Source organism: Leclercia sp. UBA5076, from assembly GCF_002416465.1.
GTDB lineage: Bacteria > Pseudomonadota > Gammaproteobacteria > Enterobacterales > Enterobacteriaceae > Enterobacter.
Window position 1 is genome coordinate 179,194 of the sequence record NZ_DIAO01000020.1, and the last position, 25,701, is coordinate 204,894.

21 protein-coding genes are annotated in these 25,701 nt (G+C 56.7%); 10 read left to right on the forward strand and 11 right to left on the reverse strand.

The genetic code is table 11. The features are described 5' to 3' along the window. Nucleotides 1–11: 11 nt before the first annotated feature. The 4 genes from B3X29_RS20845 to B3X29_RS20860 form a co-directional block, all read right to left on the reverse strand. Nucleotides 12–374, reverse strand: coding sequence for a YibL family ribosome-associated protein (locus tag B3X29_RS20845; RefSeq protein WP_103177745.1), 363 nt, complete (start codon nucleotides 372–374; stop codon nucleotides 12–14). A gap of 59 nt (nucleotides 375–433) precedes the next feature. Next, nucleotides 434–1,024 (reverse strand): mannitol operon repressor MtlR, encoded by a 591-nt coding sequence (gene mtlR, locus B3X29_RS20850; protein ID WP_103177746.1) that lies wholly within the window; start codon nucleotides 1,022–1,024, stop codon nucleotides 434–436. Then, complete coding sequence (mtlD, locus tag B3X29_RS20855) at nucleotides 1,021–2,169, reverse strand: mannitol-1-phosphate 5-dehydrogenase (protein ID WP_103177747.1); 1,149 nt, start codon at nucleotides 2,167–2,169, stop codon at nucleotides 1,021–1,023. The genes mtlR and mtlD overlap by 4 nt, the downstream gene beginning before the upstream one ends. Nucleotides 2,170–2,279: 110 nt before the next feature. Continuing rightward, on the reverse strand, nucleotides 2,280–4,187 hold the full coding sequence (locus tag B3X29_RS20860) for a PTS mannitol transporter subunit IICBA (RefSeq protein ID WP_103177748.1): 1,908 nt from the start codon (nucleotides 4,185–4,187) through the stop codon (nucleotides 2,280–2,282). 658 nt (nucleotides 4,188–4,845) lie between these two features. Between B3X29_RS20860 and B3X29_RS20865 the strand changes: the two genes are divergently transcribed. The 5 genes from B3X29_RS20865 to selB all read left to right on the forward strand — a co-directional run bounded on the left by B3X29_RS20865 (nucleotide 4,846) and on the right by selB (nucleotide 10,385). Then, a complete protein-coding gene (locus B3X29_RS20865; protein WP_103177749.1) occupies nucleotides 4,846–5,202 on the forward strand; it encodes a DUF3302 domain-containing protein in 357 nt (118 codons plus the stop codon). Between the two features lie 2 nt (nucleotides 5,203–5,204). Continuing rightward, a complete protein-coding gene (locus B3X29_RS20870) occupies nucleotides 5,205–6,341 on the forward strand; it encodes an HlyD family secretion protein (protein ID WP_156653696.1) in 1,137 nt (378 codons plus the stop codon). A gap of 93 nt (nucleotides 6,342–6,434) precedes the next feature. Further along, the gene (locus tag B3X29_RS20875; protein ID WP_159340404.1) at nucleotides 6,435–7,043 is read left to right on the forward strand and encodes a glutathione S-transferase; all 609 of its coding nucleotides are present in this window, start codon (nucleotides 6,435–6,437) and stop codon (nucleotides 7,041–7,043) included. A 103-nt stretch (nucleotides 7,044–7,146) separates the two neighbouring features. Next, nucleotides 7,147–8,532: an L-seryl-tRNA(Sec) selenium transferase gene (gene selA, locus B3X29_RS20880; protein WP_159340403.1), complete on the forward strand. Its 1,386-nt coding sequence runs from the start codon at nucleotides 7,147–7,149 to the stop codon at nucleotides 8,530–8,532. After that, nucleotides 8,529–10,385: a selenocysteine-specific translation elongation factor gene (selB, locus tag B3X29_RS20885; protein WP_159340402.1), complete on the forward strand. Its 1,857-nt coding sequence runs from the start codon at nucleotides 8,529–8,531 to the stop codon at nucleotides 10,383–10,385. The genes selA and selB overlap by 4 nt, the downstream gene beginning before the upstream one ends. On the opposite strand, the gene B3X29_RS20890 is transcribed toward selB, so the two are convergent. After that, entirely contained in the window at nucleotides 10,382–11,269 is an 888-nt protein-coding gene (locus B3X29_RS20890) for an ROK family protein (protein ID WP_159340401.1), read from the reverse strand. The genes selB and B3X29_RS20890 overlap by 4 nt on opposite strands. Before the next feature lie 166 nt (nucleotides 11,270–11,435). Between B3X29_RS20890 and aldB the strand changes: the two genes are divergently transcribed. Beyond that, complete coding sequence (aldB, locus tag B3X29_RS20895) at nucleotides 11,436–12,974, forward strand: aldehyde dehydrogenase AldB (RefSeq protein WP_103177755.1); 1,539 nt, start codon at nucleotides 11,436–11,438, stop codon at nucleotides 12,972–12,974. On the opposite strand, the gene B3X29_RS20900 is transcribed toward aldB, so the two are convergent. Next, nucleotides 12,944–13,933 carry a LysR family transcriptional regulator gene (locus B3X29_RS20900; protein ID WP_159340400.1) on the reverse strand — a complete coding sequence of 330 codons (990 nt, stop codon included), beginning with the start codon at nucleotides 13,931–13,933 and terminating at the stop codon, nucleotides 12,944–12,946. The two genes, aldB and B3X29_RS20900, sit on opposite strands and share 31 nt — an antisense overlap. Nucleotides 13,934–14,052: 119 nt before the next feature. Here B3X29_RS20900 and B3X29_RS20905 point away from each other — a divergent pair, with 119 nt between their 5' ends. After that, entirely contained in the window at nucleotides 14,053–14,793 is a 741-nt protein-coding gene (locus B3X29_RS20905; protein ID WP_103177757.1) for a MipA/OmpV family protein, read from the forward strand. 50 nt (nucleotides 14,794–14,843) lie between these two features. On the opposite strand, the gene B3X29_RS20910 is transcribed toward B3X29_RS20905, so the two are convergent. Then, nucleotides 14,844–16,811 carry a glycoside hydrolase family 127 protein gene (locus tag B3X29_RS20910; RefSeq protein WP_156655426.1) on the reverse strand — a complete coding sequence of 656 codons (1,968 nt, stop codon included), beginning with the start codon at nucleotides 16,809–16,811 and terminating at the stop codon, nucleotides 14,844–14,846. A 10-nt stretch (nucleotides 16,812–16,821) separates the two neighbouring features. Continuing rightward, a complete protein-coding gene (locus B3X29_RS20915) occupies nucleotides 16,822–18,222 on the reverse strand; it encodes an MFS transporter (RefSeq protein WP_159340399.1) in 1,401 nt (466 codons plus the stop codon). 226 nt (nucleotides 18,223–18,448) lie between these two features. Here B3X29_RS20915 and B3X29_RS20920 point away from each other — a divergent pair, with 226 nt between their 5' ends. Next, entirely contained in the window at nucleotides 18,449–19,267 is an 819-nt protein-coding gene (locus B3X29_RS20920) for an AraC family transcriptional regulator (RefSeq protein ID WP_103177760.1), read from the forward strand. 125 nt (nucleotides 19,268–19,392) lie between these two features. Beyond that, a complete protein-coding gene (locus tag B3X29_RS20925) occupies nucleotides 19,393–19,863 on the forward strand; it encodes a 4Fe-4S dicluster domain-containing protein (protein ID WP_103824345.1) in 471 nt (156 codons plus the stop codon). A 4-nt stretch (nucleotides 19,864–19,867) separates the two neighbouring features. On the opposite strand, the gene avtA is transcribed toward B3X29_RS20925, so the two are convergent. Further along, a complete protein-coding gene (gene avtA, locus B3X29_RS20930; protein WP_103177762.1) occupies nucleotides 19,868–21,124 on the reverse strand; it encodes a valine--pyruvate transaminase in 1,257 nt (418 codons plus the stop codon). Nucleotides 21,125–21,296: 172 nt separating this feature from the next. Then, nucleotides 21,297–23,327, reverse strand: coding sequence for an alpha-amylase (locus B3X29_RS20935; protein ID WP_156653701.1), 2,031 nt, complete (start codon nucleotides 23,325–23,327; stop codon nucleotides 21,297–21,299). 313 nt (nucleotides 23,328–23,640) lie between these two features. On the opposite strand from B3X29_RS20935, the gene B3X29_RS20940 reads away from it, so the two are divergent. Beyond that, the gene (locus B3X29_RS20940; RefSeq protein WP_103177764.1) at nucleotides 23,641–24,468 is read left to right on the forward strand and encodes a protein bax; all 828 of its coding nucleotides are present in this window, start codon (nucleotides 23,641–23,643) and stop codon (nucleotides 24,466–24,468) included. A 39-nt stretch (nucleotides 24,469–24,507) separates the two neighbouring features. Here the strand turns inward: B3X29_RS20940 and xylR are convergent, their stop codons facing one another. After that, complete coding sequence (xylR, locus tag B3X29_RS20945; RefSeq protein WP_103177765.1) at nucleotides 24,508–25,686, reverse strand: D-xylose utilization transcriptional activator XylR; 1,179 nt, start codon at nucleotides 25,684–25,686, stop codon at nucleotides 24,508–24,510. Between the last annotated feature and the right edge of the window lie 15 nt (nucleotides 25,687–25,701).

Genomic DNA, 25,701 nt, shown 5'->3' on the forward strand with positions numbered 1-25,701 from the left:
CCGGCAAAAAATCAGAACTCGGTCTTACTGAAACCGGTCATCTCTTTCAGACCCATTTCACGACCCAGCTCGGTCATCGGATGGACAACCACCAGGCCGCGCACGCTTTTCTTCAGCTTGCCCATATCGGCCTGCTCTTTCTTGGTGATCGCACGGCGGAACGGCAGCTTAGTGAGCTTTTGCGCCTCTTTGCTCAGCTTCTGGCTGTGCACGCTGCGCAGACGTTCGATCTCAGTTTCCAGCGTCGCTTTCTCTTTTTCCAGCTCGGCGTACTTCTCTGCGGCATCAACCAGAGAGAGGCTGGCCTGCTGGTGGCGGATCAGATCCAGACGATCGCTCAGACGTTTAATTTCACTCTTTTCGACTTCTTTCATAACAAATGGCTCTAAAAACAGGGGGAATTACCACAAAGGATACACGAATGTGCGCAGGCTTACTTCTGAAACGCTTTTTTTAAGCTGATTCGGGAAATCAGCTCGGTCAGGGAGAGTACCATGGTGGAGCGAACAATCTGCTGATAACGCTGTTTCTGCATGGCGTAAAGCTCAGGATCGCTGGTATCAAAATGCGGCGCCGGGGGCAGGGCGGTAACGCAATGCAGCTCGCCCAGCGGACCGAGGATCTCGTCGTCGGTAAACGAATAGTCGTTGCCGTCGTGATTGAGCTCCTCGCGCAACGCCATCAGCAGTTCCGCATCTTCATACTCGTGACGGCTGATGACGCCCAGGCCATAGATCAGTTTCAGACGCACGGATAAATCGCCCAAGGGGCCGTCGCCGTCGAGCAACGGTTCAACTGCGTATTTCACTGCGTAGTCGTCTTTGCGAAACACCTGAAGTACCAGGATATTCACCGCCTCGGTTAATAACTCGACGGCGGATATCAGGAAACTTCGAACGGTTTTGCCAGCATTCAGACGCTCCAGCACACGGTTTTCAAAGGCCTGGGTTTGTTCCATTATTGCCTGCATATCTGACAATCTATCTTCCGGGCGCAGGATGACCTGCGCCAGTTCCTGCATCATTTGGTTGCGTTATAGTCGTTCACCGCCTCCACGACCACGTCGCTGTTGGCATCCAGACCGGATACCTGCGCCAGCGCGGCCTGTGGACCTTTCTCAGCAATTAACTGCGCCAGCTCCTGCGCCTGCGGATCTTCTTCGCTGCGGTAGTGCATCGCGGCGGCAATGCCTTTGACCAGGTTGGCGTGCGGCAGACCATATTCCAGGGTGCCGAGCAGCGGCTTAATCAGGCGATCGCCCGCACTCAGTTTGCGCAGCGGCTGACGGCCAACGCGCTCAACGTCATCTTTCAGATACGGGTTTTCAAAACGACCGAGGATTTTCTGAATGTATGCCGCGTGCTTATCGGCATCAAAACCGTAGCGTTTAATCAATACCGCGCCGCTCTCATCCATTGCACCTTTTACCACGGCGCGGACCTTCTCATCGAGAATGGCGTCACGAATGGTCTGATGACCGGCTAATTTACCGAGGTAGGCGGTTATAGCATGCCCGGTGTTCAGCGTGAAGAGCTTACGTTCGACAAATGCCATCAGGTTATCAGTTAATTCCATGCCAGCAATGTCAGGCAGTGGGCCTTTAAACTGGGTTTTGTCGACAATCCATTCGCTGAAGGTCTCGACGGTCACTTCCAGCGGATCGTGCGTGGCAGAGGCGGACGGTGGCACAATACGGTCTACGGCGGAATCAACAAAGCCAACGTGCTCTTCAACCCAGGCTTTATCTTCATCGGCTACCGCGGCCATCACGTGGCCTTTCAGCTGGCTGGTTCCACGCACCATGTTTTCACAGGCGATGATATTCAGCGGGGCGTCGTTACCCTGGGCCTTACGTTTGGCCAGACCTTTCGCCACCGCTGGCGCGATGCGCTCCAGCACCACCGGACCGACGGCGGTCGTCACCAGGTCAACCCCGGCAATCAGATCGATAACGTCGTCGCCAATGCTGCTGACCGCGTTGACGCCGGTCACGGTTTCAACCTGCTCGTTTTCGCCAACCACATGCACCTGATAGCTATGACGTGCATTCAGGGCATCAAGTACCGTCTGGTTGACATCGGCGAATGTCAGCGTAATGCCCGCGTCTGCCAGCAGTTTACCGATAAAGCCACGACCGATGTTACCTGCGCCAAAATGTAATGCTTTCATAGTATTAACCTTCATCAATGTTTTTACCCGAGAGGGCTGGGGTGAGGAACCACGCGAATTTCCCCTCACCCTAGCCCTCTCCCCAACGGGGAGAGGGAGGTTTGCTTAACTTACTTGTTCAGCAGCGCCAGAACTTCTTCTACGCTGGTGGTGTTAGCCAGACGTTCGATAACACTCTCATCGTCCAGGGCATTGGTCAGGCTGGTAATCACCTGAATGTGCTCGTTGTTACGGGCCGCGATACCAATTACCAGACGGGCGATGTCATCTTCTTCTTCACCGAAGCGCACGCCTGCCGGGTACTGACAGAACACCACGCCGGTTTTCAGAACGCGATCTTTCGCTTCAACCGTACCGTGCGGTACCGCAATGGATTCGCCCAGGTAGGTCGGGGTCAGTTTTTCACGTTCCAGCATCGCTTCAACATATTCTGGCTGAACGTAGCCGCCTTTCACCAGCTGCTCACCGGCAAAGCGAATCGCTTCTTCTTTATTGCTCGCGGTACGGCCAAGGAAGATGTTCTCTGCACCCAGACGGAACAGGTGGCTGTTGCTCTCGTCAAAGCTGTCCTGCAGGCTGGTACGCACTTTCACTTCGTTTTCTTCGTGACGCTGTGCCGCTACCAGGCGTTCGGTCAGGCTGGTATACAGGCCGCTGTCGAGGAAGTTGGTCAGCGAAATGTGCTGCGCCTGCGGTACCTGGCGCATCGCACGCTCGGTCAGGTCGCGGTGGGTGATGACCAGGTCAACATCCGGCGGCAGGCTGTTAATGGCGCTGTTGGTGACGGAGATCTGAGACAGACCGGCATCCGCCACTTTCTTACGCAGTACGCCTGCACCCATGGCGCTGGAGCCCATACCGGCGTCGCAGGCAACGATGATTTTACGAACATGGCTCAGGTCGTTAGAGACATCGCCCGCAGCCAGCGGCGTTGCGCCTTTAGACTGGGCTTTCATGTCCTGCATACGACGGGTTGCCGCTTCGATATCGTCCTCTTCTTTCACCTTGCTGGTTTTCAGCAGGATAGACGCCACGATGAAGGAGACTGCCATAGCTGCAAAGATTGCCGCGAGGTTAGCGAAGTAAGCACCTTTCGGGGTCATCGCCAGTACTGCCAGGATAGAACCCGGAGAGGCCGGAGAAACCAGACCGCCACCCAGCACGCTCAGGGTGAACACACCGGTCATACCGCCGAGGATAACGGCGAGGATCAGACGTGGGTTCATCAGCACGTACGGGAAGTAAATTTCGTGGATACCACCCAGGAAGTGGATGATTGCCGCACCGCCCGCAGACTGTTTCGCACTGCCGCGACCGAAGAAGATGTACGCCAGCAGGATGCCCATACCTGGACCCGGGTTCGCTTCAATCAGGAAGAAGATAGACTTGCCGAGATCGTGAGACTGCTGAATACCCAGCGGTGAGAAGATACCGTGGTTGATGGCGTTGTTAAGGAACAGAATTTTCGCCGGTTCAACAAAGATGGACGCCAGCGGCAGCATGTCGTGGGCAACCATGAAGTTAACGCCCGCCGCCAGCAGTTTGGAAAGTACTTCAACTGCAGGGCCAATGCCGAGGAACGCCAGAATCGCCAGGATCATACCGATGATGCCGGCAGAGAAGTTGTTCACCAGCATTTCGAAGCCGGATTTGATCTTGCCATCAACCCAGACGTCAAATTTCTTAATTGCCCAGCCGCCCAGTGGACCGGCAATCATTGCGCCGAGGAACATCGGCATATCCGCACCGACAATAACACCCATGGTGGTGATAGCACCGACCACGCCGCCACGGTCACCGCCAACCAGACGACCACCGGTATAACCGATGAGCAGCGGCAGTAGATAGGTGATCATTGGGCCTACAAGTTTTGCCAGCGTTTCGTTAGGCAACCACCCTGTCGGAATAAATAACGCGGTGATGATACCCCACGCGATAAACGCGCCGATATTTGGCATCACCATGTTGCTGAGGAAACGACCAAAGCTTTGAACTTTGATCTTGAAATCGGATGACATAAAACACCCCTTCTTTTTGTTTACGCAGGCCTTCGGCCCGAGGTTTGTTGTGAATGCGGTGGCAGAGGTAGCCTGCACTGTTCTGATGTCGTGAAATCTGGCACTTAATTGTTTCACTGTCCAGATGGGCAAAATTTATGTGATCTGAATCACGTAAATGTGGGGGGTGTGGTGAGGAATGGCGTGATGAATATCACAAAATTGATGTGTAAAAAAAATACAATGGACGTGAAGGCGACAATATAACCCCTTAAATGTGAAGTAAATCACATTTAGAAGTCGCGAGTTTGTTTCTGGAGTGTGATCAAAACCACAAAAAATTTTTATGCGGATTTCTCTGGATGTGATCGCAGACAACTTCTGCTTTGGCGAACAGCGCCAGGATGTAAGTCAACAACACTTATCGCCAAAATTAAATATCTGTGATGTGGTGTGGCAAAAAGTTATAAGCTAAAGTAATCCATATTGTAAATTTAAGTCTATTATTATTCAGGATATATTTTGTCACGCTTATAAACTTGCATGGAGATATAACGAAAAACCATACTCCCCGGCTCTGAAATATTAATATCACGATCGTGTACTTACCAGTGAATTAATATGCTTGCTTACCATTTAATTACTTAAATGAGTTGTTGATTTATTTAGCGAGGCAAATATGTTTCTCAACTATTTTGCGCTGGGTGTGTTGATTTTTGTTTTCCTGGTTCTTTTCTATGGAATCATCGCTATCCATGACATTCCTTATAATATGGCCAAAAAGCGCAACCATCCTCATGCCGATGCGATCCATACGGCGGGATGGATAAGCCTGTTTACGCTCCATGCCATCTGGCCATTTCTGTGGATTTGGGCCACGCTCTACCAGCCAGAGCGCGGCTGGGGAATGCAGAACCACATTCAGCCCCCGGACCGTAGCCCCGACGTAGATGCGCTGGCGAAGCGCGTAGCCGAGCTGGAACAAAAACTGGCCGCCGTGCCGCCCGTTGCTGACAAGAATACGCCGGAGCGATAATCATGGATCTGTTGATCATATTGACCTATGTCGCGTTTGCATGGGCCATCTTTAAAATATTCCGTATCCCGGTAAACCAGTGGACGCTGGCGACCGCAACGTTAGGCGGCGTATTTATCGTGGCCGGCCTTATTTTATTAATGAACTATAACCACCCCTATACGTTTACGGCGCAGAAAGCGGTTATCTCAATTCCGATTACGCCGCAGGTTACAGGGGTAGTAACCGAAGTGACCGATAAAAATAACCAGCTCATTAAAAAGGGCGAAGTGTTATTTAAAATCGACCCGGGCAGGTATAAAGCGCGCGTCGATCGGCTCCAGGCCGACCTGGTGACGGCGACACACAATATTGATGTTCTGAAAGCCCAGCTTACGGAAGCACAATCGAATACCACCCGCGTCTCCGCCGAGCGTGACCGTCTGTTCAAAGACTATCAGCGTTATGTGAAAGGCAGCCGGGCGAAGGTGAATCCGTTCTCTGAAAGCGACATCGATAACGCGCGGCAAAACTACCTGGCGCAGGACGCCATGGTGAAGGCGTCGGTGGCGGAACAGGTGCAGATCCAGAGCCAGTTAGAAAGCATGTCTAACGGCGAACAGTCGCAAATCGCCTCTCTGCGCGCCCAGCTGGCCGAAGCCACCTACAACCTGGACCAGACCATCATCCGGGCGCCGAGCAACGGCTACATCACCCAGGTGCTGATTCGTCCGGGGACCTATGCGGCTTCACTGCCGCTGCGTCCGGTGATGGTGTTCATTCCTGAGCAGAAACGGCAGATTGTGGCGCAGTTCCGCCAGAACTCGTTGCTGCGTCTGAAACCGGGCGATGAAGCTGAAGTGGTATTCAACGCCCTGCCGGGCCAGGTGTTCTCTGGCAAGCTCACCAGCATTCTGCCGGTGGTGCCGGGCGGTTCTTACCAGGCGCAGGGCTCGCTGCAGTCCCTGACGGTAGTGCCGGGTACCGACGGCGTGCTGGGCACCATTGAACTGGAGCCGAACGCCGACGTGGACGCTCTGCCTGACGGTATCTATGCCCAGGTGGCGGTTTACTCCGATCACTTCTCGCATGTTTCCGTGATGCGTAAGGTCCTGTTGCGTATGACCAGCTGGATGCACTACCTCTATCTCGACCATTAATCCCCTGAAAGGCAGGCATGCGCGATGCATCGCCTGCCTTTTTTCTTTGCCTGAGCCATACTTATGCTTTTGTTGGCGGATAAGGAGCAGGCAATGAAACTCATCGGCAGTTATACCAGTCCCTTTGTACGTAAAATCTCCATTCTCCTGCTGGAGAAAGGCATCACTTTTGAATTTGTTAATGAACAGCCCTATCAGGCTGAAAGCGGTGTCGCGCAGTACAATCCCCTGGGCAAAGTCCCGGCGCTGGTAACCGATGACGGTGAACACTGGTTCGATTCCCCCATCATTGCCAGCTATATCGAACTGCTGGATATCGCCCCGGCGATGATCCCCCGTGAACCGAAAGCGGCGCTGGCTATCCGGCAAATCGAGGCGCTGGCGGATGGGATCATGGATGCGGCGTTAGCCTCCGTGCGTGAACAGGCCCGCCCGGCGGCGCAGCAATCCGAGACCGAGCTGCTGCGTCAGCGCGAGAAAATCGCTCGCAGTCTCGATCATTGTGAGCAGCTGATCCGCGACGGGAAAATTGCCACCGACAGCGTCAATCTGGCGACCATCGCCATCGCCTGCGCCATCGGCTACCTCAATTTCCGCCGGGTTTCACCGGGCTGGTGCGTCGATCGTCCGCTGCTGGTTAAGCTGGCGGAAACCCTCTTCCAGCGTGAAAGTTTCGCCCGTACCGAACCGCCAAAGGCTTGATGTCGTCGATAACACTTCCTTGCCGGACGCGGTACAATCGCTCCTGACATTGACTCCCTCTCCCGTCGGGAGGGGGGAAAATACCTAACTGTCAGGCATATTCATGACTACTCAGCACGCTCTCTACAGCCAACTCCCCGCGACCGATCGTCTGCTTCGCGATGCCCGTCTTACTGCCATTATTGCCCGGTTTGGTCACAGCCGAACGGTGGAGACCTTGCGTCTGTTACAGGACGAAGCCCGCGCCGGGATCCGCGCCGACAACCGCCTGCCAGCGTGGTGCGACGACTGGGCCCAGGAGACCGAAAAGCGGCTGGCGCAGGATGACGCCACGGGCCTGCGCCCGGTCATCAACCTGACGGGCACCGTGCTGCATACCAATCTGGGGCGCGCGCTGCTGGCAGAGGAGGCGGTTGCCGCGGTCACCCAGGCGATGCAGGTGCCAGTGACCCTGGAGTACGATCTCGACGGTGCCGGACGCGGCCACCGCGACCGCGCGCTGGCGGCGCTGCTGTGCCAGCTCACCGGGGCGGAAGATGCCTGCATTGTGAATAACAACGCTGCGGCGGTGCTGCTGATGCTGGCCGCGACGGCAAGCGGCAAAGAGGTGGTGGTCTCCCGCGGTGAGCTGGTGGAGATTGGCGGCGCGTTTCGCATCCCGGATGTGATGACCCAGGCCGGGTGCCAGCTTCGCGAGGTGGGCACCACCAACCGTACCCACGACCGGGATTACGCCGCAGCCATCAATGAAAACACCGCTCTGTTGATGAAGGTGCATACCAGTAACTACCACATCGAAGGCTTTACTCATGCCGTCGACGAAGCCGAGCTGGTGCGCATCGGGCAGGAGAAAGAGGTGCCGGTGGTCGTCGATCTGGGCAGCGGTTCGCTGGTGGATCTCAGCCGCTATGGCCTGCCGAAAGAGCCGATGCCCCAGGCGCTGATTGCCGCCGGTGTCAGCCTGGTGAGCTTCTCGGGGGATAAGCTGTTAGGCGGTCCGCAGGCGGGGATTATTGTCGGTAAGCGCGAGCTGATTGCCAGATTGCAACAGCATCCACTGAAACGCGCCCTGCGGGCGGATAAAATGACCCTCGCCGCGCTGGAGGCGACCTTGCGCCTCTATCTTCATCCGGAGACGCTGGCCGAACGGCTGCCGACGCTGCGCCTGTTGAGCCGCGATGCCGCCTCCATTCACCGTCAGGGGGAGCGGCTGCTGACAGACATTGCTGCACACTACCCTGACTTCGAGGTGCGGGTGGAAGATTGCCTGTCGCAGCCGGGCAGCGGGTCGCTGCCGGTGGATCGTCTGCCCGGCGCGGCACTGACCTTTACCCCGCGTGACGGGCGCGGCGGCCAGCTGGACGCGCTGGCATTGCGCTGGCGCTCGCTGCCCGTGCCGGTGCTCGGACGGATCAAGGACGGGCGCCTGTGGCTGGATTTACGTTGCCTGGAAGATGAAGCACTGTTTCTGGAGATGTTGTTGAAATGATTATTGCCACTGCCGGTCATGTTGACCATGGCAAAACGACGTTGTTGCAGGCGATCACCGGCGTCAACGCCGACCGACTGCCGGAAGAGAAAAAGCGCGGTATGACCATCGATCTGGGTTATGCCTACTGGCCGCAGCCGGATGGCCGGGTGCTGGGGTTTATTGACGTGCCGGGGCACGAAAAGTTTTTATCCAACATGCTGGCGGGGGTGGGCGGTATCGATCACGCCCTGCTGGTGGTGGCCTGTGATGACGGGGTGATGGCGCAGACGCGCGAGCATCTGCAGATCCTCAGTCTGACCGGCAACCCGCAGCTGACGGTGGCGCTGACCAAAGCCGATCGCGTCGATGAGGAGCGGGTGGAGGCGGTGCGCGAGGAGGTGCTGGCGACCCTGCGCGATTATGGCTTCGCGGATGCCACGCTGTTTGTCACCGTCGCCACCGAAGGGCGGGGAATCGATGCCCTGCGCGATCATCTGCAACAGCTCCCTGAGCGCGCCCATGCTGACCATCACCGTTTTCGGCTGGCTATCGACCGCGCCTTTACCGTGAAAGGGGCGGGGCTGGTGGTGACCGGCACGGCGCTGTCTGGCGAGGTGCGCGTGGGTGACAGCCTGTGGCTGACCGGAGTCAACAAGCCGGTACGTATTCGCGGGTTGCACGCGCAGAATCAGCCTGTCGAACAGGCGCACGCCGGACAGCGTATTGCCCTGAATCTGGTGGGTGATACGGAAAAAGCTGAGCTGAACCGCGGCGACTGGCTGCTGGCCGAAGCGCCGCCGGAGCCGGCCACGCGGGTGATTGTCTCCCTGCAGAGCGATGTACCGCTCGCGCAGTGGCAGCCGCTGCATATTCACCATGCCGCCAGCCACGTGACGGGACGTGTCTCGCTGCTGGAGGGGGCGCTGGCGGAGCTGGTCTTTGACACCCCTCTGTGGCTGGCCGGCAACGATCGGCTGGTGCTGCGCGATATTTCTGCCCGCGTCACCCTGGCCGGGGCGCGGGTCGTGACGCTTAATCCCCCGCGTCGCGGAAAGCGTAAGCCGGAGTACCTGAACTGGCTGGCGACGCTTGAGACGGCGACGGATGACCGCAGCGCCCTGCTGGCGCACCTGGAGCGTGGGGCGGTGAATCTGGATGACTTTGGCTGGGCACGCCAGCTCAGCGGAGAAGGACTGCGTCAGCTGACGCAGCAGCCGACGTTCATCCAGGCCGGAAACAGTCTGTTAAACACCCCGGTTGCCGCACGCTGGCAGCGTAAAATTCTCGATGTGCTGGCAATCTATCATCAGCAGCATCAGGATGAACCTGGCCCCGGGCGCGAGCGCCTGCGTCGCATGGCGCTGCCGATGGAGGATGAAGCCCTGGTGCTGCTGCTGATCGAGCGGATGCGCGAGAGCGGGGAGCTACACAGCTACCACGGCTGGCTGCATCTGCCGGATCATAAAGCGGGCTTTACCCCGGAGCAGCAGGCCGTCTGGCAAAAAGCGCAGGCGCTGTTCCGCGACGACCCCTGGTGGGTACGCGACCTGGCGCGTGAAACCGCCACTGACGAACAGACCATGCGTCAGGTGCTGAAGCATGCGGCGCAGCAGGGGCTGATCACCGCGATCGTCAAAGACCGTTACTATCGCCACGATCGCATCGTCACCTTTGCGAATCTGATCCGGGCGCTGGATAGCGAGCGCGGCTCCACCTGCGCGGCGGATTTCCGCGATCGGCTGAACGTCGGGCGTAAACTGGCGATCCAGATCCTGGAGTATTTCAACCGCATTGGCTTTACCCGCCGCCGCGGTAACGATCATCTCCTGCGTGACGCACAGCTCTTTACCGGCGAGTCGCCGCAGCCTTAAGCCTCGCTTCTGGCAAGTTTCTGTTTTGCCAGCCATACGGCTCCCAGCCTGCCCGCCTGGTTACCCAACTGACAGGGCAGGATGGGCACCTGCAGCGCCTCCCACTCTTCAAAGGTCTGCAGGTGTCTGTCGAGCAGCTTATAAATTTTCTCCTGCTCGCTGATGCCGCCGCCAATCAGCACCACCTGCGGATCAAACATGGAGATGACGCTGTAGACTCCGCGGGCCAGAAACAGGGCCCACTCTTCGACGGCTTCGCGCAGATGCAGGTCGTTCTCCATACGCTCGAACAGCTCTTCGCCTTTCGGCATCTCCTCTTCGGAGACGGCCAGCGCCCGGCGGCAGGTCTCCATCAGCCCTTTGGCCGAGGCGACGATATGCATCCCTTCGCCGTTCTTGCCGACCGGGATCACCCCGAATTCCCCGGCGCGGTGGTGCGAGCCGCGCCAGAGATCGCCCTCCACCACAATGCCGCCGCCGATCCCGGTACCGAGCGTAATGCAGACAAAGTTTTCATATTCACGCCCCGCGCCGCGCCAGCGTTCGCCCAGCGCAGCGCAGTTGGCGTCATTCTCGGCGATAACCGGCAGGTCCGTCAGCTCTGAGAAAAGCGCATACAGGTTGACGTTGTCCAGATAGTCGAGCGCGCCCGCCTTTGCGGCTTCGCCGGTATGGGTATTGATGTGGCCAGGAAAACTCACGCCGATAGCCGCGATCTCGTGTTCGTTCTGGTAAGCCTCGACCACCTCGCGCCACTGTTGCTTAAAGCTCTCTTCATCCTCTGGGGTATCAAACTGATCGGTGGCGATTTCGTTGCCGTTCTCGTCGATCACGCCATGTTTAATGTGGGTTCCGCCCACGTCAAAGCCGATAAAAAGCCGCATTTATCCTTACCTCCGCCCGGGTTGTGCGCTTTAAGTATGGCTCAGCGCCGAAAACCAAACGTAAAGTAAGGTAATGCGTGAAGGGGCTCGCAAAGCAGGCGACGACTGGCGATGTTTTCACCGCCGCGGTCTACCTTTGAAAGACACTACACACAAGGAGACAGTCATGACGAATAACCCTCCATCAGCACGTATCCTGCCTGGCGAATATGGTTTTCCTCTCAAACTTAAAGCCCGTTATGACAACTTTATCGGCGGCGACTGGGTTCCTCCGGCCGACGGCGACTATTATCAGAACCTCACCCCGGTGACCGGCCAGCCGCTGTGCGAGATCGCCAGCTCCGGGAAACGCGATATCGACCTGGCGCTGGATGCCGCCCATAAAGCGAAAGAGAAGTGGGCGCACACCTCGGTACAGGATCGCGCGGCGATCCTGTTCAAAATCGCCGATCGTATGGAGCAGAATCTGGAGCTTTTAGCCACGGCGGAAACCTGGGACAACGGTAAACCGATCCGCGAAACCATGGCCGCCGACGTGCCGCTGGCTATCGACCATTTCCGCTACTTCGCCTCCTGTATTCGTGCGCAGGAAGGGGGGATCAGCGAGGTGGACAAAGATACCGTGGCCTATCACTTCCATGAGCCGCTGGGTGTGGTCGGACAGATCATTCCGTGGAACTTCCCGCTGTTGATGGCCGCCTGGAAAATGGCGCCCGCGCTGGCGGCAGGCAACTGTGTGGTACTGAAACCGGCGCGCTTAACCCCGCTGTCGATCCTGCTGCTGATGGAAGTGGTGGGCGACCTGCTCCCGCCGGGTGTCGTGAACGTGGTCAACGGCGCGGGCGGGGAGATTGGTGAATATCTGGCGACCTCCAAACGGATCGCCAAGGTGGCCTTTACCGGCTCCACCGAAGTGGGCCAGCAGATCATGCAGTACGCCACCCAGAACATCATCCCGGTCACGCTGGAGCTGGGCGGAAAATCCCCGAACATCTTCTTCGCCGATGTGATGGATGAAGAGGATGCCTTCTTTGACAAGGCGCTGGAAGGATTTGCGCTTTTTGCCTTCAACCAGGGTGAAGTCTGTACCTGTCCAAGCCGGGCGCTGGTGCAGGAGTCCATTTACGAACGCTTTATGGAGCGCGCCATCCGCCGCGTGGAGTCGATCCGCAGCGGTAACCCGCTGGACAACGGTACCCAGATGGGGGCCCAGGTCTCGCACGGACAGCTGGAGACGATCCTCAACTACATTGATATCGGGAAGAAAGAGGGGGCGGACATCTTAACCGGCGGGCGGCGCAAGATGCTGGACGGGGAGCTGAAAGAGGGTTACTACCTGGAGCCGACCATCCTGTCCGGTAAAAATAACATGCGCGTCTTCCAGGAGGAGATCTTTGGCCCGGTGCTGGCGGTGACCACCTTCAAAACCATGGAGGAGGCGCTGGAGCTGGCCAACGATACACAGTATGGCCTGGGCGCAGGCGTCTGGAGCCGCAACGGCAATCTGGCCTATCAGATGGGACGCGGGATCCAGGCCGGACGCGTATGGACCAACTGCTATCACGCTTACCCGGCCCATGCCGCGTTTGGCGGATATAAACAGTCAGGTATTGGCCGCGAAACGCACAAGATGATGCTGGAACATTACCAGCAGACCAAGTGCCTACTGGTGAGCTACTCCGACAAGCCGCTCGGGCTGTTCTGACCCTTCAGCGCAGGTCGCCGCTGGGTGGCCTGCGCTATCTGCTTACGCAGGGTATTCAGCACGCCGTCGAGTACATACTGCACCCGCCACGGTTGATAGTCACGTTTACGGAAGATAGCCACCAGATCCAGCCACCACTCCTCCTGATGCGCGAAGCAGGGCACCAGAACACCCTGTTCGATCTCTTTCTGCAGGCTCTGTTTGGGCGCAAAAACGATCCCCAGATGATTGCGCGCCAGCTCCAGCGCCGTCTGGGTGTTGTCGCAAATATAGTTCCCGGTGACTTTATAGTCATGTATCTGATTGCTGTGATTCGCGCGGAAACGCCAGATGTTGGCATCGTCGATAACCATTGAATCAATAAGAATGCAGGAGTGGTTAATTAAATCCTCAGGATAACTAATAGGATGCTTTTTAATATATTCCGGGGTGGCGAAAGCGGTAACCGAATATGTGGTTAAGGTCGTGGCGACCAGACTTTCATCTTTGGGTTGGGCATAGGTAATTAAAATATCACAATCGTCGGGGAACACGACGCCTTCGAGAAACTCGCTGCCATTCAGGTTATAGGTTTTCAGGCTAATGCGAATATCGCCAATATTGTCGATCTCATGAATCACATGGCGGGCCAGCCAGGTAATGATACCCGTTGGCCCGTAAATAGTCACTTTACCGCGTTTTTCATGCTTATAATCTGCAATAAAATTAACCAGTTGTTCGTTCTTTTCCAGCGAAGCGTTGATAAAGGGCAGCAGCGACTGGCCAAACTGGGTCAGCGCCAGGTGACGGGTGGTGCGCTCGAAAATCTTCAGCCCGACGCGAGTTTCGAAATCCGAGAGATATTTACTGACGTTGGCCTGGGCCATACCCAACAACGCGGCAGCATCTCCAATGCTGTGAGTGGCGGCAATGACGGAAATAATTTTTAATTCGCGCGGTTTGATTTGCAGCTTGTGCATTGCCTGATGCTCATCTATATGAATTTATATATAATATTATACAAATATCAAAATTGCATTGCGATTTTTGTAACCATTATTATGCGCCGGGTCGCAGGAAATTTAATGGATTACAAACAATGACGTTTAAAAAGAGTTTACTCATCGCCACGGTTTTATTTGCGGCTGCTCCCGCAATGGCGGATGAATTTTCAGTTGGCGCGGGCGCCGTTTTTAATGAGTCACCGTATAAAGGTTATAACGAGAATGTTTTCGCTGTTCCATTAATGCACTACGAAGGGGAACATTTTTACGTGCGTCAGGCTACCGGCGGCTGGATTGTCTGGAAAGATGCCAAAAACGAACTCAGCCTGACCGCCTCCTGGATGCCGCTGCACTTTGATCCGGACGATAACGACGACTCTGCGATGAAGCAGCTGGACGAGCGCAAAGCCTCCGCGATGCTGGGCGGCGCCTATTATCACCATGAAAGCTGGGGTAGCCTGAAGTTGGCGATTGCCGCCGATGCGATGGATGAGAGCGGCGGCGTGATGGGCGAAATCTCTTATTTCCGCCCGTTCCGCATGGCGCGCCTGACCCTGACGCCATCGGTGGGGGTCTTTTACTACGATGAAAGCTTCAACGATTACTACTACGGCGTCTCGCAGAAAGAGTCCCGTCGCAGCGGTTTAAAGCAGTACAACGCAGGCGAAACCGTGACCCCTTATGTGGGTGTGGCAGCTAAATACCCGCTGACACAGAATCTCTCTCTGAATGCCAGCGCCGTCTATACCGTGCTGCCTGACGATGTGAAAAACAGCCCGATGATCGACCGTGACGACAGCTTCGCGCTGATGACCGGTCTCTCCTGGACGTTTTAAGGTAGTAAAAATCAGCCCTCTGAGATGAGGGCTGATTCTGTTTTCCGGCTTTAGCGTGCGGCGTTCGCCTCATCCACCCAGATCCGCATCTCCCCTTCGCCCCGGTTAGCCCAGCTAAACCACGGAATAAAGGTCAGCGTCTGCGCCTGTTGCGTGGCGGGGGCACGATCGTACTGCCACAGCGGTTGGTGTTCAGCGTCCGCGGCGTGGCGGGCATACCCTTGCGTCTGGATCAGCATCTTATGGGCAAAAATCCCTTTGCCTTCAACGAGTCTGAATTCGCTGTCGGCTGGCAGGGTAAGGTTGTGCAGCCCCGCGCCGTTATCCGCCTCTTCAAGACAGTAGACCAGTGGCCCGCGCTGCAAAGCCACTTTTCCGGCCTGCTGGCGCACCTGCGGATTACCGTAAACCCGGCGGACCGGCATCGGCAGGGTTAACACCAGCTTATCGCCTTCCTGCCAGCGGCGGGTCAGGTAGATATAGCCCTGACGCATCTCACCCGTGATGGGTTTGCCATTCAGCGTGAGCTGTGGATTGTCGCACCAGTCCGGCGCACGTAAGGCCAGGGTATAGTCGACGTCCACCGAGGAGGCGATTTCGATGACGACCTGCTCCTGCCACGGGTAGTTGCCGCTGATCCGCAGCTGCAACTCCTGCTCACCCACCGGGAAAGCCATGCTGTTGCCGATGTAGAGGTTGATAAACAGGGCATCGTCGCGAACGGTATAGATGTAGTGACCAATCGAGGCCAGAACGCGGGCGATGTTTGGCGGGCAGCAGGCGCAGCCGAACCAGCGCTGGCGAACCGGCTTCACGTGATCGTAGACATGGTTAAATTTCAGCGTCTTCGGATGCACTTCCAGCGGGTTGACGTAGAAGAAGTGTTTCCCGTCCAGCGCCATGCCGCCAAGCACGGTGTTGTACAGCGCCCGCTCCATAACGTCGGCGTACTGGCTGTTGGCTTCCATTTCCAGCATGCGACGGGCAAACATCATCAGGCCGATGGAGGCGCAGCTTTCAGCATAGACGGTGTCGTTCGGCAGATCGTAATCGCTGCTGAAGGCTTCGCCGCTGCTCTGGGAACCAATCCCGCCGGTGATATAGAGCTGGCGCTGGGCCATGTTATTCCACAGGCGCAGGCAGTCCTGGCGTTTACTCTCATCCTGACTTAAACGGGCCAGGTGCGCGACGCCAGTCATCAGATAGACGAAACGCACCGCATGACCAATCGCCGTTTGCTGTTCCGCCAGCGGCTGATGCGCCTGGCTGTAGGCTTTATCCTGTACCATCCACGCCGGGCCGTAGGTGTTCCAGTACGAGGTTTTGCCCCGCTTTTCATATTCGATGTCGTAGAAGTGCGGCTGGGTGCCACGCGCTTCAACGAAATATTTCGCCAGCGCCAGGTAGCGCGGCTCCTGGGTGACATCAAACAGGCGCATCAGCGCCAGCTCGATCTCCGGGTGGCCGGGATAGCCGTGTAGCTGCTGCTCGCCCGGACCAAAAACGCTGTCGATATGGTCGGCCAGCTTACAGACCACCTCCAGCAGACGGCGTTTGCCGGTGCCCTGGAACCAGGCTACGCCCGCTTCAATCATATGCCCGGCGCAGTAAAGCTCGTGGCACTCCGCCAGGTTTGTCCAGCGCTCCTCCGGCGCTTTTACCGTAAACCAGGTATTGAGATAGCCATCGTCGCACTGCGCGGCGGCTACCAGCTCAATCACCTCATCGGCGGTTTTTTCCAGCTCCGCGTCGGGCTTCTGGCACAGCGACCAGGCGACCGCCTCCAGCCATTTCGCCACGTCGCTGTCCTGAAAGACCATCCCGTAGAATTCACCATTTTGCTGACCCGCCGCGATGCGAAAGTTGCTGATGGCATGGCTCGGTTCCGCCTCCTCAATGCGATCGTTCAGGGCATCCCACTGGTAGGGGATGACCACATCGCGCACCAGCTGTTGATACTGACCCAGAAACGGGTCGCTAATTTTCAGTTTATGCAGGTCGGGTTCCATTATGGACATCATGTTCTCCTCAGGCGTGAGCGTGACGCTGGCGCAGGTCGGTGGCAATGCGCGTCATCATCGGGTTATTGAGTCGGCACTTGCGGATCGCCAGCGCCAGCAGCAGATGGAAAAGGGCGGGCAGCAGGGTCTCCATGGCGGTAATGCCCTGTAATGAGGCGGGCGTCTGGTTGCCTGCGCCCGGCTGGTAGGCGACGAAAATAAACACCAGGCTGATGATCCCGGCGCTGGAAGCCCAGGCCAGCTTGATGAAAAAGAGGTTAAAGGCGAAGTTCATGCCGGAGGAGCGTACGCGGGTTTTCCACTCGCCGTAGTCGTCAGCAAAGGCCATCAGTGCGAAGTGCAGCGGCAGGGTAAAGCCGAGGATCACGCCGTTCGCCAGAATGACCACCAGCCACAGAGTCTGGTAAGCCGGGCCGCCGGGCAGGAACCACATCCCCACCGCCAGGGCTGCCAGCACCAGGTTGGTGTAGTAGTAGAGTTTGACGGTGTCGCTGCGACGTGACAGCAGGTTAACGATCACCGCGCCCAGAATAGAGGCAAAGGTCACCATCGTGAAGAAGAGCGAGGTGTAGGCGGTGCTCCCTTCCAGCACGTAAGTGATGAAATACATGTAGCCGCCGCCACGAATGTTGAAGACGTTAATCAGCAGGAAAGACATCACCAGCATCAGCAGCAGCTGGTCGTTGTTACGCAGACCGGCGAGGTGCTCCTTAAGGGTAAATTTTCCCATCATCGCCAGCGGTACGCGCTCGCGAACCCAGAAGAAGCAGCACAGGAACATCACCACCGCAATGGCGCACAGCACACCCACGCCGAACTGATATCCCTGCGCCACGTTGCCCTGGCCGAGAAGTTCAACCAGCCACGGCAGGCCAACGGAGACCAGAAAACCGGCCACGCCGCACAGCACAAAACGCCATGACTGGCAGGAGAGCACTTCGCTGTGGCGGGTGGTCATGGTGTTGATCAGCGCGCAATAGGGCACATTGATGGCGGTATAGCCCACCGAGAGCAGCAGATAGGTGCCGAAGGCCCAGGCGATTTTGATCCCCATGCCCGCGTCCGGCACGGTGAAGGTCAGCACGCCGATAATGCCAATCGGCAGGGCGACCCACAGCTGCCAGGGGCGAAAGCGTCCCCAGCGGCTCTGGGTACGGTCGGCGATGATCCCCATCACCGGGTCGGATATCGCGTCGAAGATGCGCAGGGCGATAAACAGCGTGCCGACCAGCGCCGGGGTTAAACCAAAGACATCGGTATAGAAAAAAGTGAGAAAGTTCATGATCAAACAGGTGATCACCGTGCCGCCAGCATCACCCAGGCCGTAGCCTATTTTTTCTCGCACCGTCAGGCGATCGTGGATGGCCTGCTGGGCGATCTCTGTCTGTGTAATCGGGGTAGAAGTCATGAGGTAACTCCTCGGGTTATTGAATTTTTTATGTTGTTTTGCAGAGTACCTGACTAATTTTGCACTGTTCCCTGGGGGCAACAAGGGAAGGGAAAAGTATAAAAAGGTGAGGATTCCGACCTTGTGCGTAAAATGTGATTTTGATCGGGACGAATGGCAAATAGCTGTTAATAATCAGGGATAAAGAGAGAACATTGGCTCATAAATAGCGAGAAATTGAATAACCATGCTCGAATTATCCATAGCGCTTCCGATCAGGGTGCAGAATGGCGGCTATTTTATCTCCCGGGGCGTCGGGCGACATCCGGCGCGCAGGCTCGACTCCTGGGAGGTCATCTTTGTGGAAAAGGGGACATTAACGATCCAGGAGGATACGACGCTGTTTGAGGTCCATGCTGGAGAAAGTCTGCTCCTGTGGCCCCACCGCCGACACAAGGGGATTGAAGATTTTCCTGCCGATTTACGCTTTTACTGGCTGCATTTTGAAGTTCACGAGCAGGCCGCGCCGTCATCCCTGAGCACGCTGCTGTCGGTGCAGCAGCACGGCAAAACCGGCGATCCGCAGGCGATGATTGCCCTGTTCCGGCAATTTCTGACCGAACAGGAGAAGCTCCAGCGCAGCCCGGCGCTGGAATTTATTCTGCTGCTGATCCTGCAACAGCTCTCAGTCATGCCCGGGCAGGAGCTCGCCCCGGACGAAGCGGGCGTCAGCCTGGCGTGGAAGGCGCGGCAGCTGATCAGCACGCAGTTTCACCGGCCGCTCTCCACGTCGCAGCTTGCCCGGGAGCTGCACTGCAACGCCGATTATCTGGGGCGGGTGTTTCGTCGGGTCTTTCATCTGACGCTCACCGAGGCTATCCACCGTCAGCGCGTCAGGGCCGCGGAGAAGTTACTGCTTAATGATGCCGTGTCGCTCAAGGAGGTGGCGGTGCGCTGCGGGTTTAACGACACCGGATATTTCCGGCAAATTTTTCGTAAGCATACCGGGTTAACGCCCGGCGTCTGGAAGCGCCGCTACTGCAAGGAGCACATCAATTCCGCCTGAGCGCTGTGGCAAATGGCCAGTATTCGCGGCAGGACGCACAAAAGTGACTTTTTGCCCCGTCTGATCAAAGCGCGTGCCCTGAACACTCTGGCAACCTGACTTTTTCAACAAGGATGGAGCAGGCGATGAACCCGTTTATTGTTGCGGACCCGGCGAAATGTATTGGCTGTCGCACCTGCGAAGTGGCCTGCGTGGTATCGCACCAGGAGAACCAGAATTGTGCCGCTGTGACGGCAAAGACCTTTACCTCCCGCATCCGGGTGGTGAAAGGCGGAACGTTCACTACGGCGGTCACCTGCCACCAGTGTGAAGATGCCCCCTGCGCCAACGTCTGCCCGACGCAGGCGATCCAGCGTGAGCAGGGGGTATGGCGGGTAGAGCAACAGCGCTGTATCGGCTGTAAAAGCTGCATGATTGCCTGCCCGTTCGGGGCGATGCAGGTGACGGGAGAGGCAGAAGCGGTGCAGGCGCTGAAGTGCGACCGTTGCGCGCACCGCGAAGGTGGACCCGCCTGCGTGGAGGCCTGTCCAACCCGCGCGTTAAGTTGCGTCGATCCTGCCAGATTACGTGCCGAACGGCTGCGTTATCTGGCATAAATCATTACTGACCGTTTTCCCGCCAGGCGAGGTCGATCTCCTCGGCGAGGATCTTCACGCCCGCTTCGATTTTTTCTGGGTCCGGGACATAGTTCATGCGCATGCACTGGTGGGTATGCGGCCATGGCTTGTCCAGCCCCGGGAAGAAATAATCCCCCGGCACCATCAATACACCGCGCTTTTTCAGACGCTGATAGAGCAGTTCGGTGGTGATCGGCAGATCCTTAAACCACAGCCAGAGGAAAATTGCCCCTTCGGGTTTGTGGATCAGACAGCGCTCTTCCGGGAGATAGCGGCGGATAGTCGCAATGGTCTCCTGGACGCGCTGATAGTAGAAGGGCTTAATCACCTCGTTGGACAGGCGCAGCAGATCGTTGCGCTTAATCATCTCGCACATCATTGCCGGGCCGATCCCGCCAGGGGAGAGGCTGATGATGCCGTTCATGTTGGTAATGGCGGTGATAATTTTCTCATTGGCGATGATAATCCCGCAGCGGCTGCCCGGCAGACCCAGCTTGGAGAGGCTCATGCACAGCACAATGTTCGGGTTCCACAGCGGACGCGCTTCGCTGAAGATAATGCCCGGGAAGGGGACCCCGTAGGCGTTATCGATCACCAGCGGAATATCATGCTGGTTCGCCAGCGCATCCAGCTTAATCAGCTCTTCATCGGTGATGACGTTGCCGGTCGGGTTGGTGGGGCGCGAGACGCAGATCATCCCGGTCTCTTCGCCAATATGCAGATGCTCAAAATCGACGTGATATTTGAACTGGCCTTCCGGCAGTAGCTCGATGTTCGGGCGCGCAGCGACGAAAAGATCGTCCTCAAGGCCGGAGTCGGCATAACCGATGTACTCCGGCGTCAGCGGGAAGAGCACCTTTTTGGTGGTGCCGTCGGCACGTCGTCCCGCGAAGAGGTTAAATAAGTAGAAAAACGCGCTCTGGCTGCCATTTGTCAGAGCAATGTTCTGTGGATCAATCTCCCAGCCGAGGGTGTCGCGCAGCATCTCAGCCAGGGCAGCAAGCAGCTCGGTTTTGCCCTGTGGGCCGTCGTAATTGCACAGCGCATCTCTGGCTTTGCCATTTTCCAGCATGTCCGCGAGGAGCGTCTGAAAATAGGCGTTCATCTCAGGGATTTGTGCCGGGTTACCGCCGCCGAGCATGATGGCGCCCGGTGTGCGCAGCCCGTCGTTGAGATCCTCCATCAGGCGGGTAATGCCTGAATGGCGGGTGAATTTGTCGCCGAAAAGTGAAAAAGTCATAGCAGGTGATCTGTCGAGCGTGTTCTAAGTGTGGCTCACCATAACGCTACAACTGCGCAGGTGCAAATCAGCGTCGAAACGAAGATGTGTGACTTTATGTTGTTAGTTTGCTATCAGGTAGCAACTTATCCTGCACCCCTCTCCCGTAGGAGAGGGATTTTGCCCCAGCCGATCAGCGATTACCCGCCCACACCACCATCACCTTGTCGCCCTGATGCTCGCGGACAAAGCCGTAGCCCTGAGGCATCGTCAGCGTGGTTTGTCTGCCTTCACCGATCGCCGGATGGCGGGCGCGGAACTGCCCGAGCCGCTGCCAGTGGGCGACGGTTGCAGCCTGCGAGCCGTTGATATCCTGCCAGTTCATGTCCGATCGCGTGCCCTGTAAGGGATCGGAGCCCGTCGGGCCGAACGGTCTTGCAGATTCATCGCCATAAAAGATCTGTACGCTGCCCGGCGCCAGCAACAGCAGCTCTGCCGCACGCTGGTCACCCTCGCGGAACAGACGGGTATCGTGAGAGGAGAGATAGCTCAGGACGTTAAAGCTCTGCAGCTTTTCCGCCATCTGCTGCCAGGTCAGGTCAATGTCCGCCAGGCAATCTACCGCTTTGGCCGCCTGCTCCTGGTAATCAAAATTGATCATCGCATCGAAGCCGTGACGGTAGTAATCGCTCTGCATTACCCCGTGCCCCCAGGATTCACCGGTCATCCAGAACGGGGCATCGTCGAGTTTTTTCTCCGGGTTGGCCGCTTTCCATGCTTTAAGGGCATCGCTGGCCTGGTCTTTCAGCTGCTGCCAGCCCGCCAGCTCAACATGCTTGGCGGTATCAACGCGGAAACCGTCGATACCGTATTCACGCACCCACTGACTCAGCCAGTGGGTGAGGTAATCCCGGGGCGTGTAACCGTCAATGGCCTTCGCCCGGGTGTCGGGCTTGTGGCGATAGAAATTCGGTAAGCCTGATGGGGTGGTCGATTCCGTCTTCAGGTCCGGCAGGAAGGCCAGCGACATGGTCAGATCGTCGAAGCCGGGGTTGTCATAATCGCCGATATCGGTGCGTACCCACTTCTTGCCCCACCAGTTTTCCCAGCCCGCTTTATCGCTGAAGTTGATGTAGTCATTAAAGCTGTGCCAGCTCTGGCCGGCCCCCGGTTTCCAGTCAGTCCAGCGTTCGCCCAGGGTTTTCTTCAGCTCTTCGCCCTGCAGATAGAGCGATCCGAACTGGTACGCCTGCATGTCCGCCAGCGTCGCGTAACCGGTGTGGTTCATCACCACGTCAAACAGGATGCGGATCCCCCGGCGGTGAGCTTCATCTACCAGCTGACGTAAATCATCCTCCGTACCCATGTTGGCATCGAGCCGGGTCCAGTCCTGGGTGTAATAGCCGTGATAGGCGTAATGGGGGAAATCGCCTTTCGTTCCGCCCCCGACCCAGCCGTGGATCTGCTCCAGCGGGGAGCTGATCCACAGGGCGTTAACGCCAAGCTGTTGCAGATAATCCAGTTTGCTGGTGAGTCCTTTCAGGTCGCCGCCGTGGAAGGTGCCGATCTCCTGCATGCCATCTTTATGGCGCCCGTAGCTGTTGTCGTTGCCCGGATCGCCATTTTCAAACCGGTCGGTGAGAACAAAATAGACGGTGGCGTTTTGCCAGCTGAACGGGGCGGGCTTGTCCGTTTCTGCCCGCTCCAGTAACAGCAGGCCGTTACTCCCCGGTGCGGGTTGCAGGGTAATTTTACCCTGCTGCACCGTCGCGGTCTGTTTGCTGTAAAAATCACGCACCACGCTTCCTTCCGGGAAGGTATTGCTGACATCGAGCGTCAACGGTTTGCCGTCCCATTTGGGGCACTGGCGCACTACCGATGCCACCGCCTGTTCGCTGGCGCTGGCAACGGTCAACATCAGCGTTGGCGTGCCGGAGCGGGTATCAATTCGTGCCTGATAATCCCCGTCGCGGAAGATGCGCCACTGCGCCGGATCGCCCTCGCACGGCTTCAGTGACATCATCTCGTTGAGTTTTATGGCGTTAGTGGGTTGCCAGCACGCCTTGTCAAAACTCAACGTTAGCGGGCGGGTACCCTTCGTCAGCTTTGCCTGTGCCGTGAAGACCCCCGATCCTTCAGCGGTAAAGGCTGGAAAGCCGGGGGCGGACCAGTCGGCGCTGGCCAGTGCAGGCAAGAACAGAAGAGCGAGAGCAGAACGTTTCATACCATTTTCCTGTCACAGCATTTTGCTCAGTTTGCCATCTATTCTAGTGGGCAAACTCATCCCCTGGCGCTATCGCGCAGGGAGGAGCAACGAGGGTGAGTGATCTCACGCTAAGTACGCTATTTAACTGCGATATTGAGCACGTTTTCGCGAGAATGATGCTGAAACGCGCAGATTCCAGGTGACAGGGTTTCGGATTTGGACTATTTCTAATGGTGCTCTTCTCGTCTATTTTTGCTAGGATTTGAGATTCGCCTCTCAATTTTCGAAAAAAATAAGGTGTTGGAATGTTTCTATCCGACCAGGAGACCTAATGATATCGACTCCCATTCGACGATATGGGGCTGCGATACTCATGTTACTCACCACGGCATTTTCTGGTGGGGTGCTTGCAAAGACGCACACGGATACAACGAGTAAGAAAGCCCACGTCATAAAGACGACAGCAAGTAGTAAGGTTAGCAGTAAACAAGAGTATTCTCGCAATAGTGCAAAGAGTAGTTCACTTCCTGATTTGCGAAAATACCCTTCCGGAACACCAAGGAAAAAAGCGTTTCTCCGGACGGTAATGCCTTACATTACAAGTCAAAATGCCGCGATTACGGCGGATCGTAACTGGCTTATTTCCAAGCAGTACGACAGCCGCTGGTCGCCGTCCGAGCGTGCGCGCCTGAAAGAGATAGCCAAAAACTATAAAGTGAGCTGGAACGGGAACACACGTCGTGTACCGTGGAACACCTTGCTTGAGCGTGTGGATATCATCCCAGGCAGCATGGTCGCAACGATGGCAGCAGCCGAAAGTGGCTGGGGTACCTCTAAGCTGGCTCGTAGCAATAACAACCTGTTTGGCATGAAATGTGCGAAAGGTCGTTGTAACAATGCGCCGGGCAAAGTGAAAGGTTACTCGCAGTTTGAATCGGTAAAAGATTCCGTGAATGCGTATGTTGTTAACCTGAACACGCATCCGGCCTATAAATCCTTCCGTAAGTCGCGTGCGCAGCTGCGTAAAGCAGATCAGGAAGTGACGGCGAGCACGATGATCCACAAGCTGAAAGGTTACTCAACCCAGGGCCAACGCTATAACAACTATCTGTTTGCGATGTACCAGGATAACCAGCGCTTAATTGCCGCTCATATGTAATCTTAAAAAAAGGCCTTCCATCCGGAAGGCCTTTTTTATTTATATCAGTACTTCACTGTAGCGATCGCGATACTCTTTCGGCGTGGTGTCATACTCTTTTTTAAAGACCGAATAGAAATACTGCAACGACGGATAACCGCACATCTGGGAAATCTCATTAATGGAGAGCGAGGTCGAAATCAGCAGGCTGCGGGCTTTCTCCAGTTTCTCTGCATGGATAACCGCATGGATCGTCTCGCCCACCTCTTCTTTAAAGCGCTTCTCCAGATTTGAACGCGAAATCCCTACCGCATCCAGCACCTGATCCACTTTGATGCCTTTGCAGGCGTGGTTACGAATGTAGTGCATGGCCTGAATGACGGCAGGGTCGTTCAGCGAGCGGTAATCCGTTGAGCGTCGCTCCACCACACGAACCGGTGGCACCAGCAGACGTTGCAGGGGAAGATTTTCGTTATCCAGCAGCCGGTGCAGCAGCTTGGCCGCCTGATAGCCCATCTGACGTGTTCCCTGCGCCACGGACGACAGCGCCACGCGTGACAGGTAGCGGGTGAGCTCTTCATTATCGATCCCGATGACGCACAGCTTCTCCGGCACCGGAATATGCAGATGTTCGCACACCTGCAGCACGTGCCGGGCGCGGGCATCGGTCACGGCGATAATGCCGGTCTGCGGCGGCAGGGTTTGCAGCCAGTCGGCGAGACGGTTCTGCGCGTGCTGCCAGTTTTCCGGGGCCGTTTCCAGCCCCTGATAAACCACGCCGCGATACTTCTCCTTTGCGACCAGCTGACAGAAAGCATATTCCCGTTCCGCCGCCCAGCGTTTTCCGCTGGAGGTGGGCAAACCATAAAAGGCGAAGCGGTGAACCCCTTTTTCTTTGAGATGTAGAAACGCGCTCTCTACCAGGGCGTGGTTGTCGGTGGCGATATAGTGAACGGCAGGGTAGTGTTCCGGCTGGTGGTAAGAGCCGCCGACGCCGACGATGGGGACGTCGACATCGACCAGCAGTTGCTGGATAACGGCGTCGTCAAAATCCGCGATGACGCCGTCGCCCAGCCAGTCTTTGATATTTTCGATTCGCGTGCGGAAATCTTCTTCGATGAAAATATCCCACTCGGATTGCGACGCCTGCAAATATTCCCCAACGCCCTCGACGACCTGACGGTCATAAGCTTTGTTGGCATTGAATAACAACGTAATGCGGTGACGCTTCTCAAACATGGCGCTATTTTTCCA